Annotated in this window: 13 protein-coding genes, 1 pseudogene and 1 riboswitch; of the genes and pseudogenes, 11 read left to right on the top strand and 3 right to left on the bottom strand. The window is 38.8% G+C overall.

Annotated features, from left to right (window positions below):
- Positions 1 to 13: 13 nt before the first annotated feature.
- Positions 14 to 163: a cytochrome c oxidase subunit 2A gene (locus F4694_RS07070; protein ID WP_179596291.1), complete on the bottom strand. Its 150-nt coding sequence runs from the start codon at positions 161 to 163 to the stop codon at positions 14 to 16.
- A gap of 573 nt (positions 164 to 736) precedes the next feature.
- On the opposite strand from F4694_RS07070, the pseudogene F4694_RS07065 reads away from it, so the two are divergent.
- The 3 genes and pseudogenes from F4694_RS07065 to F4694_RS07055 all read left to right on the top strand — a co-directional run bounded on the left by F4694_RS07065 (position 737) and on the right by F4694_RS07055 (position 3,350).
- Positions 737 to 1,508: pseudogene (locus F4694_RS07065) on the top strand (SDR family NAD(P)-dependent oxidoreductase).
- 177 nt (positions 1,509 to 1,685) lie between these two features.
- On the top strand, positions 1,686 to 2,774 hold the full coding sequence (locus tag F4694_RS07060; protein ID WP_179596289.1) for a type III polyketide synthase: 1,089 nt from the start codon (positions 1,686 to 1,688) through the stop codon (positions 2,772 to 2,774).
- 6 nt (positions 2,775 to 2,780) lie between these two features.
- Positions 2,781 to 3,350, top strand: a complete 570-nt coding sequence (locus tag F4694_RS07055; RefSeq protein WP_374757421.1) for an isoprenylcysteine carboxyl methyltransferase family protein — start codon at positions 2,781 to 2,783, stop codon at positions 3,348 to 3,350.
- A gap of 977 nt (positions 3,351 to 4,327) precedes the next feature.
- Here the strand turns inward: F4694_RS07055 and F4694_RS07050 are convergent.
- Together F4694_RS07050 and F4694_RS07045 are read right to left on the bottom strand one after the other, a co-directional pair.
- Positions 4,328 to 5,017 carry a nuclease-related domain-containing protein gene (locus tag F4694_RS07050; protein WP_257029165.1) on the bottom strand — a complete coding sequence of 230 codons (690 nt, stop codon included), beginning with the start codon at positions 5,015 to 5,017 and terminating at the stop codon, positions 4,328 to 4,330.
- Positions 5,018 to 5,055: 38 nt separating this feature from the next.
- Positions 5,056 to 5,235: a hypothetical protein gene (locus tag F4694_RS07045; RefSeq protein ID WP_179596283.1), complete on the bottom strand. Its 180-nt coding sequence runs from the start codon at positions 5,233 to 5,235 to the stop codon at positions 5,056 to 5,058.
- 158 nt (positions 5,236 to 5,393) lie between these two features.
- Here F4694_RS07045 and F4694_RS07040 point away from each other — a divergent pair, with 158 nt between their 5' ends.
- From F4694_RS07040 to F4694_RS07005, 8 genes are all read left to right on the top strand, one after another.
- Positions 5,394 to 9,062: a dynamin family protein gene (locus tag F4694_RS07040; protein WP_179596281.1), complete on the top strand. Its 3,669-nt coding sequence runs from the start codon at positions 5,394 to 5,396 to the stop codon at positions 9,060 to 9,062.
- An 18-nt stretch (positions 9,063 to 9,080) separates the two neighbouring features.
- Positions 9,081 to 9,908, top strand: a complete 828-nt coding sequence (locus F4694_RS07035; RefSeq protein WP_179596279.1) for a sulfurtransferase — start codon at positions 9,081 to 9,083, stop codon at positions 9,906 to 9,908.
- Positions 9,909 to 9,963: 55 nt separating this feature from the next.
- Positions 9,964 to 10,857 (top strand): 5'-3' exonuclease, encoded by an 894-nt coding sequence (locus tag F4694_RS07030; RefSeq protein WP_179596277.1) that lies wholly within the window; start codon positions 9,964 to 9,966, stop codon positions 10,855 to 10,857.
- A gap of 220 nt (positions 10,858 to 11,077) precedes the next feature.
- Positions 11,078 to 11,189: riboswitch (TPP riboswitch) on the top strand.
- A gap of 129 nt (positions 11,190 to 11,318) precedes the next feature.
- Positions 11,319 to 12,320, top strand: coding sequence for an ABC transporter substrate-binding protein (locus F4694_RS07025; protein ID WP_179596275.1), 1,002 nt, complete (start codon positions 11,319 to 11,321; stop codon positions 12,318 to 12,320).
- Between the two features lie 11 nt (positions 12,321 to 12,331).
- Positions 12,332 to 12,622, top strand: coding sequence for a thiamine-binding protein (locus tag F4694_RS07020; RefSeq protein WP_179596273.1), 291 nt, complete (start codon positions 12,332 to 12,334; stop codon positions 12,620 to 12,622).
- Positions 12,619 to 13,386 (top strand): ABC transporter permease, encoded by a 768-nt coding sequence (locus F4694_RS07015; RefSeq protein ID WP_179596271.1) that lies wholly within the window; start codon positions 12,619 to 12,621, stop codon positions 13,384 to 13,386. Before F4694_RS07020 ends, F4694_RS07015 begins: the two co-directional genes overlap by 4 nt.
- Entirely contained in the window at positions 13,383 to 14,171 is a 789-nt protein-coding gene (locus F4694_RS07010) for an ABC transporter ATP-binding protein (protein WP_179596269.1), read from the top strand. The genes F4694_RS07015 and F4694_RS07010 overlap by 4 nt, the downstream gene beginning before the upstream one ends.
- The gene (locus tag F4694_RS07005; RefSeq protein WP_179596267.1) at positions 14,128 to 14,904 is read left to right on the top strand and encodes a TatD family hydrolase; all 777 of its coding nucleotides are present in this window, start codon (positions 14,128 to 14,130) and stop codon (positions 14,902 to 14,904) included. Before F4694_RS07010 ends, F4694_RS07005 begins: the two co-directional genes overlap by 44 nt.
- The last annotated feature ends 71 nt before the right edge of the window (positions 14,905 to 14,975 follow it).

Here is a 14,975-nt window from a genome sequence, read left to right as displayed (position 1 = left end):
CCCCTTTCCCTCTCTAAAAACGATCTAAGAATAAGAAGTAGACACTTACCCATGTGACAACTATAAAGATTCCCAAAAAGAAAACGGACGCTAATGTCCCTTTAAGAGAAGAGCTGTCTTCAATTTCTGTTTTTTTGTTTGATTTCAGTTCCGCTTTCGCCATCCCCAAAGACTCCCTTCAGAATAGTTTAATTAGATAAAATAATAAGTTCTCTTTCATAATACAAAACAATTGTGAAGAAAAAATAACAAAATTGACAGTTCACAAAATGTTCATTCCTTAGATAAACACTATGTTAATAGTAATAAATTGATATAACAGTGATTTATATCACAATAGTAGTGGTGGATATGTGGCTAAATTGTGAACTATCACTTATTACCTGTGATAAAAGTAATTGATTAAGTCTGTTATGATAAAAAAAGCTTGTTTTACCAATAGTTGGCACAAATTTGAAACTTTTTCATAGAATAATTATAGAAGTATCTAAATTTTGAGAAGCGAGCGTGTTACGAATGGAAAAATTTTATTGTGAACCATGCCGTCTCCTCTATGACCAAATTGAATATTGTAAAGTCTGCGGGTCCTTAGCTGACAAAAAGATTAAAATTGAGGTTCAAGCCCAATCAGAGAAACAGTAAGAGATAATAAAGCGCCGCAATCGGGGTGCTTTTTATTTGTTTTAAAATCGCTTATGTTAAACTTGTGTTGATTACATAAAAATGGGGTATGAGAATGTTTTTACCATCATTTTCTCTAGAAGGAAAAAAAACAATTGTAACAGGTGCAGGCAGAGGAATTGGACGTGCTTTGGCAGTCGGGTTAGCTGAGGCTGGAGCGGATGTCCACTTCTTTCACGAACAGAGGTGGAACTTCATGAAACGGCACGAATGATTGAAGGTTTGTGAAAAAAAGCTTTGGTTATTCCAACTGATGTAACGAAGCGGAAGACGTTCAAGGAGCAATTCAAAAAATGGTAAAAGAATGGAGAGGAATTGATATCCTCATAAATAATACTGGAATGAATATTCGCTCAAAAGCGTTTGAGGTTACTGATCAAGAATGGAATACGATTATGGATACTAACCTAAGATTTGCGTTCATGATGTCACAAGAGACTGGAAAGATTATGAAGGACCAGGGCAGGGGCGGCAGAATTATTTCTATTACATCAGTAGGCGGACATGTTGCACTAAGGACTGGCGTATTATATGCAGCAACGAAAGCCGCATTAATCCAAATGACTAAAGTACTGGCTCTAGAATGGGGGCAATATAATATTAATGTTAATGCAATTGGTCCTTGGTATTTTAAAACTCCGCTAACGGAAATGCTTTTAGCTGATAAGGAATATGTAAATGATATACTAGCTGTTACGCCATTGAAAAGGGTTGGCGAGCTTCCAGAATTAGTAGGTCCAGTTGTTTTCCTATCGTCTTCTGCGGGGGATTATGTACATGGACAAACTTTATTTGTCGATGGCGGCATGACCATTCAGGGCTTTTAAAAAAATGGAAATGTTTTCGTAATGATTTACCTGCAGCATCTCAGTTATAATCAAAGAGCACAACAACAACAACCTTCAAAACGTTGGCTTCCCTCTAGCAGGGAAGCTTTTTTTTGTACATAAATCTCCTAATATTGGTAAAAATACCATTACCTACATTGAAGGAGAATAAACCGAATGCCAACGATTCTTTCAATAGCAGAAGCAGTTCCGGAGTTTGAAATTAAACAAGAGCAAGCGATTGACTTTGCCAGAGAACTCTTTTCAGAAAGGTTTAAGGATATCGAAAGGCTCCTTAAAGCCTTCCAAAACGGACAAATCGAAAAAAGACATATCGTAAAAAATATCGAGTGGTATAAAGTGGACCATTCATTTGCAGAAAAAAACAATGCTTATATTGAGTCCGCTGTGACACTAGGAATGCAGGCGATTAAGAACTGTCTTAATAATGAGAAATTTTTAACCAGAGAAATACATTGTGATGAAATTGATGCGATATTTTATATTTCAACAACGGGTATGGCAACTCCCAGCATTGAGGCAAGAATCATGAACCTATTGCCTTTTCGGGAGCACACCAAAAGAATTCCCATTTGGGGGCTCGGATGCGCTGGAGGTGCTGCCGGACTATCACGGGCATTTGAATTTTGCAAAGCCTACCCGGATTCCAAAGTTTTAGTGCTTTCGGTTGAACTCTGCAGTTTAACTTTTCAAAGAAACGACTTTTCAAAGAGTAACCTAATTGGAACCTCACTTTTTGCCGATGGCGTGGCGTGTGCATTGATTTGTGGAAATGAGGTAAACATTGAGAATTTTTCCGCTAAAACGACTTTGCCGGGCATTATGAATACTCAATCTACGTTAATGCAAGATTCCTTAGATGTTATGGGATGGGATATAAGGGATCAAGGTCTATTTGTAGTGTTTTCCAGAGATATCCCGAGTATTATTGAGGAATGGCTGAAACCAAATGTTAGTAAATTTTTAAGTGAGAATCAACTCCAGCTTTCTGAGATAAACCATTTTATTGCACATCCTGGCGGGAAAAAGGTGATTGAAGCTTATATAAAATCATTAGGAATACCTGTTTCGATGACCGACATTTCACTCGACGTGTTAAAGCAATATGGAAACATGTCGTCGGCGACTATCCTTTATGTCCTTAAACGATTTATGGAATTGGGTGGTAATGCCGGGTCCTACGGACTTTGCACCGCTCTGGGGCCGGGATTTAGTTCAGAATTGCTTTTACTGAAATGGGGGTAAATGATGATTCCTTTTTTAATATTTATTTCTGGTATGATTATTCAACGTTTACTTGAGCTGGTGATTGCTCGAAGAAATGAGAAATGGATGAAGGAACAGGGTGCGAGAGAGTTTGGTTTAAAGCATTATCAATTTATTGTGCTGATGCATTCTTTGTTTTTTGGTGTCTTACTATTTGAGAAAATTACCTTTTCTCGTGAGTTGTCAGCTTTTTGGCCATTGTTGGCAGTACTGTTTTTTTGTACGCAGCTGATTAGAATTTGGGCAATTACATCACTAGGACGTTACTGGAATACCAAAATTATTGTTTTACCCAACGTTGAAGTTGTTAGAAGAGGTCCATACCGTTTTATCAAACATCCCAATTATTTGGTTGTCTCGATTGAACTTTTGATCGTACCATTGATGTTCGGTGCTTACATCACGGCAGGTTTGTTTACGATATTAAATATACTTATGCTGTCAATCAGAATCCCTGCGGAGGAAAAAGCGCTGCGGGAACTAACTGAATATGAAAGCAGCTTAGGAAGTTGTAATCGGTTTTTCCCAAAATTGTTAAATAAATATGACAATTAACTTAGGTGTATTGAAAATGATTATCAGCTGTGATATTCTATTTTTAAAGTAGAATGAAAATCATTCTCATCACAATTGAGCGGATAGGAAGGTGTTACTATGGCTTTTGCTTTAGTAGGTGGAACGGTAATCATATACGCATTTGTCATGAAGCACGTCTTAAAAAATGTAACTCATTAACGATATAACGAGAGTAAGCCAAGGATGGTATCCTTGGCTTGTTTTTTTGAGCCTGGAGTGACCGAAGAGTATAAAGATAAAGCGTTTGGGTTAATCCAGGAGATCTGGAGTGACCGAAGAGCATGAAGAAAAATTGTTTGGGTCAATGCAGGAGGTCTGGAGTGACCGAAGCGCATGAAGAAAAAGCGTTTGGATCAATGCAGGAGGTCTGGAGTGACCGAAGCGCATGAAGTAAAAGCTTTTGGATCAATGCAGGAGGTCTGGAGTTACCGAAGAGCATGAAGAAAAAGCGTATGGGTCAATGCAGGAGATCTGGAGTGACCGAAGCGCATGAAAAAAAAGCGTATGGGTCAATGCAGGAGGCCTGGAGTGACCGAAGAGCATGAAGAAAAAGCATTTGGGTCAATGCAGGGGGTCTGGAGTGACCGAAGAGCATGAAGAAAAAGCGTTTGGGTCAATGCAGGGGGTCTGGAGTGACCGAAGCGCATGAAGAAAAAGCTTTTGGGTCAATGCAACAGGCCTGGAGTGACCGAAGAGCATGAAGAAAAAGCGTTTGGGTCAATGCAGGAGGCCTGGAGTGACCGAAGAGCATGAAGAAAAAGCATTTGGGTAAATGCAGGGGGGCTGGAGTGACCGAAGAGCATGAAGAAAAAGCGTTTGGGTCAATGCAGGGGGTCTGGAGTGACCGAAGAGCATGAAGAAAAAGCGTTTGGGTCAATGCAGAAAGCATGGAGTGACCAAAAATCAAATTAAACGGCTGGGTGGTCACTCCGCTTGATAGTTATTTAAAACTTACTTTAGATATAGTATGTACAATGCCTATTTCCAATTTTAGTATAGTTCTTTTTCAATACCCGTCTAATCTGTTTCTTAGAGCCAATCACTTTACACCATTCGAAAACCAAATTAGTGGTGATTTTTATATCGGGAAACAGTAACTGAAGTTCCCTCACAGACCGCAATATCGCATCTTCTACCTTTTCTTGACGACCACAAGTATTACATATTAGTACATTCTCACCAGGCAAAATCTCATAGGAATAACATGAACCACAAATAAGCCCTTTTTTCAAATTTTCATAGGTATACGGTGGTACTCGCGTATAGGGTGAACTCGGTTTATGTTCCTTCACTAATTCATCAGCAAGTTTATAGTGGTTGTCATTTAATATAGAAGATCTAGCATTTAATTCTTCAAAATAGCGAGTGAGTTGTGTGGGATATAATATTGGCTTCTCCAATGGTGCCTGATAGAGGGTGAAGGCAGAATTAACAAAGAAGACATTTGATTTTATAGTAATCGAGTATTTTTTCTTCTGAAAGACTTGCCGAAGCAGGGTGTCGCTTCTTTTGATTTGATCTAGCGGATTCTGAATCTCAGTATGATTCATGGTAAAAAACTGATCAGGTTTATAATAATAGTCACCTTCAAAATTTTTTATTTCACAAGGGAAATGGATTCCTTGACTAATGATAAAGGAATCCATTTGAAAATTTGTAGAGTTCGTCTCCAGTCGTAAATCATTCAATATAAGGAATTTTTTGGGTCCAGTCCCTCAGATAATTGATCAAACATCACCTCACCTTTGTAACCTTTTTCAAGTTGTAAATAAATATTTTTCTCTTTGACTGGTAATACCATACGATAGTTCAAAGATCGAAACAACTTAAATTCCTCTGACTCGTAACGTTCCTTATATGCCATATTCCACATCCTTCTTATCTAATAATTCAATAGTACCTGAGCGGAGAAAAGAATGCGTGAATATTATGTTAACAATTTTAGTTTTCACGATAGGAAAAGTTTGAATTATCGTATAAAATATAAAATATTACAAAGTTGTGAACAAGGGGAAAAAGACTATGGTGCAAACGGCAATTACACAAGAAACCATTCTATCACTTAAAAATAAGATCCTTGCTTTATATGAATATCTTATTGAACAAGGTGATACGGAGAACGCAGAAAAAACAAAGCAGTTAGCAAAGAAACTGCAAAATAAGGAGTTTATGATTGCATTTTGCGGTCACTTTTCAGCTGGAAAATCAACGATGATTAACAAAGTGGTCGGAGAAAACTTGCTGCCATCGAGCCCGATTCCCACCTCTGCGAACCTTGTAAAGGTAAAGTCAGGTGAAGAATATGCGAAGGTTTTTTTCAAAAATGACAAGCCGCGGGTGTATTTGGCACCATACGATTATGAATTAGTAAAGAATTACTGCAAGGATGGCGACCAAATTGAGGAAATCGAAATCAGCCATGCAGACTCACAGTTGCCGCCTAATACGGTTATTATGGATACTCCTGGAATCGATTCTGCAGATGACGCACACAGGGTCGCAACAGAATCAGCTATTCACCTGGCCGATTTAGTTTTATACGTGATGGATTATAATCATGTCCAAGCAGAGCTGAACTTTTTATTCACAAAAGAGTTAACGGAAGCAGGAAAAGAAGTTTATCTCGTTATTAATCAAGTTGATAAGCATAAAGACGAAGAACTCACATTCCGCCAATTTCAAGATAGCGTCACGGATTCATTTGCTGCATGGGGAGTCAAGCCAGCGCGTATCTTTTATACGTCATTAAAGTACCAAGATCATAAACTAAATGAATTTAATGATCTAAAAACATTTATTGCACAAAAATTGCAGAATAAGGACCAACTAATACAGCAGTCCATTTTTCATTCACTGAAGAAAATAGCACAAGATCATCTTGATCAAGAACGTAATAAAAGGGAAGAAGAGCTTCAGCCAATTTTTGAAGTATTAAATGAGCTGCCTGAGGAAGAAAAACAGCAATTAACACAAACCTATCAATCCCTGAGCACAAACCTAAAAACTCTAGAAAAAGGCGTCGAGGAAACAGAAAAAGAAATGGACCAAGAAATAACAAAGATTTTAATCAATGCTTATTTAATGCCTTTTCAAACAAGAGAATTAGCTGAAAGCTTTCTTGAAGCCGCACAGCCAGAATTTAAGGTAGGTTTTCTTTTCTCCAAACAAAAAACACTTGAGGAGAAGAATGCACGGCTCGAGCGGCTGTACCAGGACCTTCAGGAAAAAACAAAATCACAGCTTGAATGGCACTTGCGTGAATATCTAATCGCGATTCTAAAGAACAATAGTTTAGATGAACAGGAGCTGCAAAATAAAGCACAATCGTTTTCTATCGAAGTTCCGCTCGATTTAATTGTTCAAACAGTTAAGCAGGGAGCCCGTTTATCTGGTGAATATGTGCTTCATTACACAGAGGACTTGGCGAACGGCATTAAAAAAATAGCACGCGAGGGTGTTCTAGATTTTAAACATGCGCTCATGCCTGTATTAGCAGCAAAAACAAAAACGTTGACCGAAGTGTATCAAGAAGAGTTTAAAAGTATGGAAAAATACGTAAGCGCACTATCTGAAAAAACTAATTTTGCAGAAGAAACAGCAAGAAAAGAAGCTGCCGTGGGCAGGTTGTTAACTGAATCAACAGAAAGCATCATTGACAATCACTTGATATTTCAGCAAGAGGAAGAGGACGCTGAAGTTGTACATGGTACGTCTCTTCCGGAGACAGAGTCTGTTCAGAAGAGCAAGCCGCTGCCATCTGTAACCCAGGTAGAAAACACTGTAACCAAGAAAAATGAAACAGAAAAAGCTAGAAGTCATTTACAAAGTATGGTTGCTCGATTAGATCAATCTGCAAAGCTTATTGACAGTCTGCCCGGTTTTAAAAAGCTTGCGAAGGAATTAGAAGACAAAGCTGACAGATTGGCGCACAAAGGATTTACTGTTGCTTTATTTGGAGCATTTAGTGCCGGAAAGTCTTCTTTTGCAAATGCTCTCATGGGGGAAAAGGTACTTCCTGTATCGCCTAATCCGACAACTGCGGCGATTAATAAAATTAAGCCTGTAACCGATCAATATCCGCATGGCACGGTGCTGGTCAAATTTAAGGAAGAAAGCGCCATACTCGAGGACGTAAACCGTTCTTTGAAGTTATTTGATCTGCAAACATCTGCCTTAGAAGGCGCTGCAAAAGAAATAGATAAGGTCATGCTTGAAAAAGGGCAGGAAGGAATAGCGGAAAAGACACACTATGCATTTTTACAGGCATTTAAAAAGGGCTTTCCCCTCCATGGAAAGCAACTCGGAACAGTCCTGCAAACGGACTTAAACGAATTTGCTGATTTCGTGGCGCTGGAAGAAAAGTCGTGCTTTGTTGAATGGATTGAGCTTTACTATGATTGTGAGTTGACTCGCAAAGGGATTACCCTCGTTGATACACCAGGGGCAGATTCGATTAATGCCCGCCATACGGGAGTAGCATTTGATTATATTAAGAATTCTGACGCAATATTGTTCGTTACGTATTATAACCATGCCTTTTCAAAAGCGGACAGGGAGTTTTTAATCCAGCTCGGCCGGGTAAAGGAATCCTTTCAGCTCGATAAAATGTTCTTTATTATTAATGCGATTGACTTAGCTGAAAATGAGGAAGAGAAGGAAACCGTTGCAGAATATGTAACGGAGCAATTAATAAAATATGGGATCCGGAAACCACACCTCTATCCATTATCTAGTTTGCTGGCACTAAAGGAAAAATTAGAACCAAACACAGATGCAAAGTCGGGTATGGGGAATTTTGAAGGAGATTTCTATCATTTTATTTCAAATGATTTAACGGAAATGGCTCTCACATCAGCAGGTAACGAATTAAACCGTGTGCATGAAATAGTTGGAAAACTAATTGAGAATTCAAAAGAAGACCAATCCGTTAAAGAAAAAAAACGCGCGGAAATAGAAAAACAAAAAGCGATGATTAAAGCTTTACTAGAAAAGCAAATACCAGATGGTTTACAAAAAAGAATAACCCAGGAGGGTGAAGAACTTCTTTACTATATTAAACAAAGAGTATTCCTCCGGTTTGGTGACTTTTTTAAAGAATCCTTTAATCCTGCTTTGTTAAGAGATGACGGAAGAAATTTAAAGAAGGCGTTACAATCAGCTTTGGATGAGCTATTAGAAAGTCTAGGCTTTGATTTCGCTCAGGAGCTCCGGGCAACAACAGTCAGACTAGACTCTTTTGCTGGAAAAGTTTTAGCGGATTATTATTCTGGCCTGACTCGAAGCATGAAGGAAATAAATAAAGACTTATCATTTTCAACTTTTGAGATGAAACATGAAGAGGAAATTGAGTTTCCTTTAGCTTTCAGTGATTTAAATAAACAGCTGTTTACAAAAGCACTGTCTTATTTTAAAAATCCAAAATCCTTCTTTGAAAAAAATGAAAAGAAGCATATGAGTGATGAGCTGTATCAAGTTTTAAATGTCCCTGCGGATGATTATCTGAAATCTGAAGGTCAAAAATTAGCAGAATATTACTCCGGTATTGTGTCCGGCCAATTTGAACAATTAATCACCGAAATAGAGCAGCAGGCAGACAATTTTTATTTAAGTCTTCTTACCGCCTTAGATGGCGGGGTATCCATCGAAAAATTACAAGAAGTATACCAAAAACTTGAAGAGTCTAAGTATTAATTCATTGGGGGGATGGCTATGAATCTAATAATCAACAAAGAATGGCTGTTAAAAAACTTAAATGAGCAAAATGTCCGTATTGTGGACTGCACTTTTTCTTTAGCCGACCCTCAAAAAGGCAGACAGGAGTATGAAAACAATCATATTCCTGGTGCTTGTTATTTTGATCTTAATGTAGATTTATCAGGCGAGGTCGCTGAACACGGCGGCCGGCACCCAATGCCTGACCTCGATGCGCTTATTCATAAACTTGAACTTGCAGGTATTGATGAAAACACAACAGTAATCTCTTATGATCAGGGTGAAGGTGCGTATGCTGCGAGGTTTTTGTGGCTGCTCCAATACCTTGGACATGAAAAAGTTTTTGTTTTGAATGGTGGCTTTAAGGGCTGGCGTGAAGGTAACTACCCGGTAACATCAGAGGTTCCAACTTTTAACAAAACCACCTTCCAGCCTGCTATTAATCATGACCTGCTTGCAAGTATGGCAGAAGTTAAGGCAGCGGCGGATGGACAGAATTCCAACATAGTCTTGATTGATTCGAGAGAAGAAAGACGCTATATGGGTTTAGAGGAACCAATTGATAAAAAAGCCGGCCGGATTCCTGGCGCAATTAATAGGCCATGGTTCGAGGGACTCGATGCAGGCTATTATAAGCCGTCAGAAATACAAAAACAACGGTTCTCAGAGATTAATCCTGAAAAAGAAATCATTGTTTACTGTGGGTCGGGCGTTACGGCTGCACCCAATTTTCTAGCATTAAAGGAAGCAGGGTTTGAAAAGGTAAAACTTTACTTGGGAAGTTTTAGCGACTGGATTTCCTATCAAGAAAACAAAATAGAGTAGGTTTTTATGCTATAATAGAAATCGTGTTGTTTTTAAATGATCGGAGGTCAAAACATTGGAAAATCAAAAACCTTCACTTATGCTAGTTGATGGAATGGCACTGTTATTTCGTGCTTTTTATGCTACCGCTGTAACAGGTCAATTTATGATAAATTCAAAAGGGATTCCGACGAATGGGATTCACGGCTTTATTAAACATTTATTTACTGCCGTTTCTTCTTTTAAACCATCCCACGTGGCAGTTTGCTGGGATATGGGCAGTAAAACATTTCGCTCCGAATTATTTGACGCCTATAAAGGGAATCGGAGTGAAGCACCAATCGAGTTAATCCCTCAATTTGACTTAGTTAAAGAAGTAGTGGCAGCTTTTGACATCCCTAACATTGGGTTAGCGGGCTATGAAGCAGATGACTGTATCGGAACAATTGCCTCTCAAGCTAAGGAGCACGCACATGTTTCCATTTTAACTGGAGACCAGGATATCCTTCAGCTTTTGGATGAAAGTATTTCGGTCATATTATTGAAAAAAGGCTATGGGAATTACCTTGTTCATACTCCTGATACCTTCTTTGAGGAGAAAGGGATCAAACCGCGCCAAATGATCGATTTAAAAGCTTTAATGGGAGATCCTAGTGACAACTATCCTGGGGTAAAGGGAATTGGTGAAAAAACGGCTCTTAAGCTTTTAAAGGAATTTGAGCATGTAGAGGGGATCATATCCAATCTTGACCGTCTTTCAAAATCTCATAAAACAAAAATTGAGCAGGATTTAGAAATGCTCCATTTATCACGCATGCTTGCAGAGATTAAGTGTGACGTCCCTGTGACATGTGACCTTACAGAAGCTGGTTTGAAGATTGAGAAAGAAAAAGCTATGAATAAATTAAATGAACTAGAACTTCGCGGCTTGCAGCGTCTGCTGCCGCTTGAAGCATCGTTTGTTTCCTAAAACCCGAGGCTGTCCCAACTAGGGACAGCCTCCTTCCGTATCATTTACTTATTAACCGTCGGCATTTCTTTATTGAAAAATGCGAGAAATATTAATAAATAGGCTTTAATTTCGTTGGTGAGGATATATTGGTGACTCCGGAGAAAAAAACTATTGATAATGCTTTTTAATAGGATAATCGCTAAAATGCAATTATAATATAAATGATGATAGGAAATTGACTAAAAAATAGGGGAGCCGGTGTTGCCGGTTGAGAGGTTATCCATGAGATAATGACCCTTTGAACCTGATCTGGTTAACACCAGCGGAGGGAACATATTTAACAAAAGGATCTTTGTTAGTGTGCGCCCATGCTTAAAACTAGGGCGCTTTTTTATTTTTATAAACGTCCTTTTAAGTAAAAAACGTGAAATGTTATCCAGGCCTTTTTCCTGCAAATTACATAAAAGAGGATGATGAGATTGAAGACATGGTTTAGTTTGTTACTATCTGTCTTATTAATTGCAGGCTGTGGTACAAATACAAAGGAAAATTCACAGGGAAGTGAGCAAGAGAATAAAAAGAGCCTAGAAAAAGTTACGGTTGTATTAGATTGGACACCAAACACGAACCATACAGGGTTATATGTTGCGAAGGAAAAAGGTTATTTTAAAGAAGAAGGCCTTGATGTCAAAATTATTATGCCGGGTGAAACGGGTGCTGACCAATTAGTTGCGTCCGGAAAATCACAATTTGGAGTTGGCTATCAAGAAGGTGTAACACAGGCTCGGATTCAAGGTGTCCCGCTTGTCTCAATTGCGGCTGTAATTCAGCATAATACATCTGGATTCGCCTCCCCTGCAGATAAAAACATTATTACGCCAAAGGATTTTGCGGGTAAAACATATGGCGGTTGGGGATCACCTGCAGAAAAATCTGTAATCGATTCATTAATGAAAACAGAAAATGCCGATGTTGAGAAGGTGAAAATTATCAATATTGGAGACACGGATTTCTTTACCGCGGTTAAAAAAGATATTGATTTTGCTTGGATATATTATGGGTGGACCGGAGTTGAGGCAGAGCTGCGCGGTGAGAAGATAAACATGGTATATTTAACAGACTACTCAGAAAAACTAGATTATTACACCCCAGTATTAACAACAAATGAAAAAATGATTTCAGAAAATCCTAACACGGTAAAAGCATTTGTAAAAGCAGCTGCTAAAGGGTATGAATTTGCTATCGAAAACCCAGGTGATGCAGCAGATATCTTATTAAAGGCTGCGCCAGATTTAGATCCAGAGCTTGTAAAAAAGAGTCAAGAATGGTTAGCGCCTAAATACCAGGATGATGCATCACGCTGGGGTGAACAAAAGCTTGAGGTATGGGAGAACTATGCTTCCTGGATGTATGAAAATGGATTACTTGAAAAAGAATTAGATGCTAAAAAAGCTTTTACAAATGAATTCTTACCTGAATAGGAGTGGTTATTATGGCAAATGCACTAGTCAGTATACAAATCATCCCAAAGCCGTCTGATGGTGGAGATGTGATTCCTTATGTGGACGAAGCAATTCGAGTGATCGATGAATCCGGGGTAAAATATGAGGTCCATCCGTTAGAGACGACAATGGAAGGCGAGTTATCCCATTTGTTTTCAATCATTGAAAAAATGAACGAACGGATGATGGAAATGGGCAGTAAAAATGTGATTTCTCAAATAAAAGTCCTTTACCAGCCTACAGGTATTACATTGGAAACCCTGACGGAAAAATATCGATGAACTTTTTAATTAGAAAAGGATGGAGACCGATTGCGGTTCTCATTCTTTTGTTCATTTTATGGGAGATCATTGTAAAGATAACGAAAGTACCTGATTGGCTCTTACCGGCACCTACAATGATATTGAATGAGATTATTTCAGGTTGGACATCGTTTTATCCAGATTTAGTCTCAACATCGAAAATTGCGGTCGAGGGGTTTTTGGTAGGGACGACAGTTGGATTGGTTGTTGCTGTCTCGCTGCATTTGGTCCCTTGGATCCGAGACTCAGTGTACCCGTTGCTTATATTATCACAAAATGTTCCGATTATTGTCCTCGCCCCCCTGCTCGTCATATGGTTTGGATTTGGATTATTACCTAAAATAATTGTAATTACCCTAACCTGTTTTTTCCCAATCACTGTGGCAGCTTTAGACGGTTTTAAACAAGTTCCATATTCCCATAAACATTATATGTTGATGGCTGGGGCTGGCAAGTCTCAATTGTTTTGGAAGCTGGAATGGCCATATGCACTCCCATCCATTTTTTCGGGCTTAAAAATTTCTGCAACTTATAGTGTTATGGGGGCTGTCATTTCTGAATGGCTCGGAGCGGAAAAAGGAATTGGTGTTTATATGACCTTAGCGTCTTCTTCATTTAGGACAGACAAGGTATTCGTTGCCATTCTATCGATTATGGTATTAAGTCTCTTATTTTTTGCAGTTATAGTTGCAGCCGAAAAGTATTTCATTCGTTGGCAAAGCAAAGGAGGCAACGTGGAGTGAGTCATTTACTAGTTGATCACATTGTAAAAAGTTTTGGACCAAATGAGGTTCTTTCAGATTTATCTTTTTCGATTGAAAAAGAAGAGTTTGTTACCATTATCGGTCCATCCGGAAGTGGAAAAAGTACAATCTTTAACTTAATTGGCGGGATAATGACTCCCGATAAAGGAATCATTCAGCTTGAAGGGAATAATATTATTGGGAAACGCGGCTCGATTAGTTTTATGCCACAAACCCCTTCCCTCTTGCCTTGGCGGACTGTTTTGCAAAATGTATTGCTCGGAGCTGAACTGCAGGGGAAAAAGGACCGTGATAAAGCGATCGAAATGCTTCATAAAGCCGGTCTTGCTGATTATGTGCATGCTCGTCCGGAAGAGCTCTCCGGCGGAATGAAGCAGCGTGTCGCGTTTATACGAGCCCTGCTAAGTCCCCAATCTCTCATTTGTCTGGATGAGCCTTTTTCAGCTCTTGATGAATTAACCAGATTAGAGATGCAAAAATGGCTTCTTTCGATTTGGGAGGATTATCGTCGAACCGTGCTGTTTGTTACTCATTCGATAGAAGAAGCATTATTTCTATCGGATAGGATCATTGTGATATCCGTAAAGCCAACTAAAGTGGCAGCAGAATTCGAGGTCCCATTCAACCGCCCGCGGGATGAAAGCTTGTTTTTAGATGAGGAATTTCTAAAATGGAAGAGGACTGTTACTTATTCATTAAAAAACGAAGGAAGTGACAACGATGGAGAAGCTAATAGACGCACATATTCATTTAGATCAATATGATGACATTGAAATTGCTGCGCTAGCTGAGGAGAACGAAGCCATTGAAGCCATGGTTTCAGTTTCGATGAATCTGGATTCCTGTAAAAAGAATTTAGTTTTATCGGAACGATTTCCTATCGTAAAACCAGCATTTGGTTTTCACCCTGAGCAGCTACTGCCAACAGAAAAGGATCTTGATGAACTCATAAACTGGATGAGAGTTAACAAAGACAAAATGGTTGCTATAGGAGAAGTAGGGCTGCCTTTTTTTATGAGGGCAGAAAATAAAGTCACAAAAAAAGACTATGGCCGCTATATTGAATTGCTTGAAATATTTGTGAATCTAGCAAAAAAATGGGAAAAGCCTCTCTCTCTTCATGCGGTTTATTCTGATGCCCCGGTTGTTTGTGATCTTCTCGAAAAGCATTCTGTTCCTAAGGCTCATTTTCACTGGTTTAAAGGGGATCTACGGACAACCGAGAGAATGCTGGCAAACGGATACTTTGTTTCAGTTACTCCAGAGGTTGCTATGGAAGAACCTGAAAACATCGCTTTAGTTCAAAATTATCCGATTAATCAAATCATGGTTGAAACTGATGGTCCATGGCCCTTTGAAGGTCAATTTATGGGAAAAAGGACACACCCTCTTATGATGAAGGAGTCGCTTAAAAAAATAGCGGAAATCAAAGGTATGAAATTTGAGGATATAAACACGCAAATTCGAAACAATACTAAAAGATTTTTTAACATATGATTTATTGGATATATTACATATTTCTTTATTCAAAGGGTAAATGTTTAGATCCTATAGCCAGAGGCTGTCCC

The organism is Neobacillus driksii, from assembly GCF_013409995.1.
Classification (GTDB): domain Bacteria; phylum Bacillota; class Bacilli; order Bacillales; family Cytobacillaceae; genus Neobacillus; species Neobacillus driksii.
This window is presented reverse-complemented; position numbering and strand designations above follow the sequence as displayed.

What these genes read in the sequence shown, in the direction of transcription:
- F4694_RS07070 (WP_179596291.1), bottom strand. Translation starts at nt 163, where the DNA reads ATGGCGAAAGCGGAACTGAAATCAAACAAAAAAACAGAAATTGAAGAC.
- F4694_RS07060 (WP_179596289.1), top strand. Translation starts at nt 1,686, where the DNA reads ATGCCAACGATTCTTTCAATAGCAGAAGCAGTTCCGGAGTTTGAAATT.
- F4694_RS07050 (WP_257029165.1), bottom strand. Translation starts at nt 5,017, where the DNA reads ATGGATTCCTTTATCATTAGTCAAGGAATCCATTTCCCTTGTGAAATA.
- F4694_RS07045 (WP_179596283.1), bottom strand. Translation starts at nt 5,235, where the DNA reads ATGGCATATAAGGAACGTTACGAGTCAGAGGAATTTAAGTTGTTTCGA.
- F4694_RS07040 (WP_179596281.1), top strand. Translation starts at nt 5,394, where the DNA reads ATGGTGCAAACGGCAATTACACAAGAAACCATTCTATCACTTAAAAAT.
- F4694_RS07035 (WP_179596279.1), top strand. Translation starts at nt 9,081, where the DNA reads ATGAATCTAATAATCAACAAAGAATGGCTGTTAAAAAACTTAAATGAG.
- F4694_RS07020 (WP_179596273.1), top strand. Translation starts at nt 12,332, where the DNA reads ATGGCAAATGCACTAGTCAGTATACAAATCATCCCAAAGCCGTCTGAT.
- F4694_RS07015 (WP_179596271.1), top strand. Translation starts at nt 12,619, where the DNA reads ATGAACTTTTTAATTAGAAAAGGATGGAGACCGATTGCGGTTCTCATT.
- F4694_RS07005 (WP_179596267.1), top strand. Translation starts at nt 14,128, where the DNA reads ATGGAGAAGCTAATAGACGCACATATTCATTTAGATCAATATGATGAC.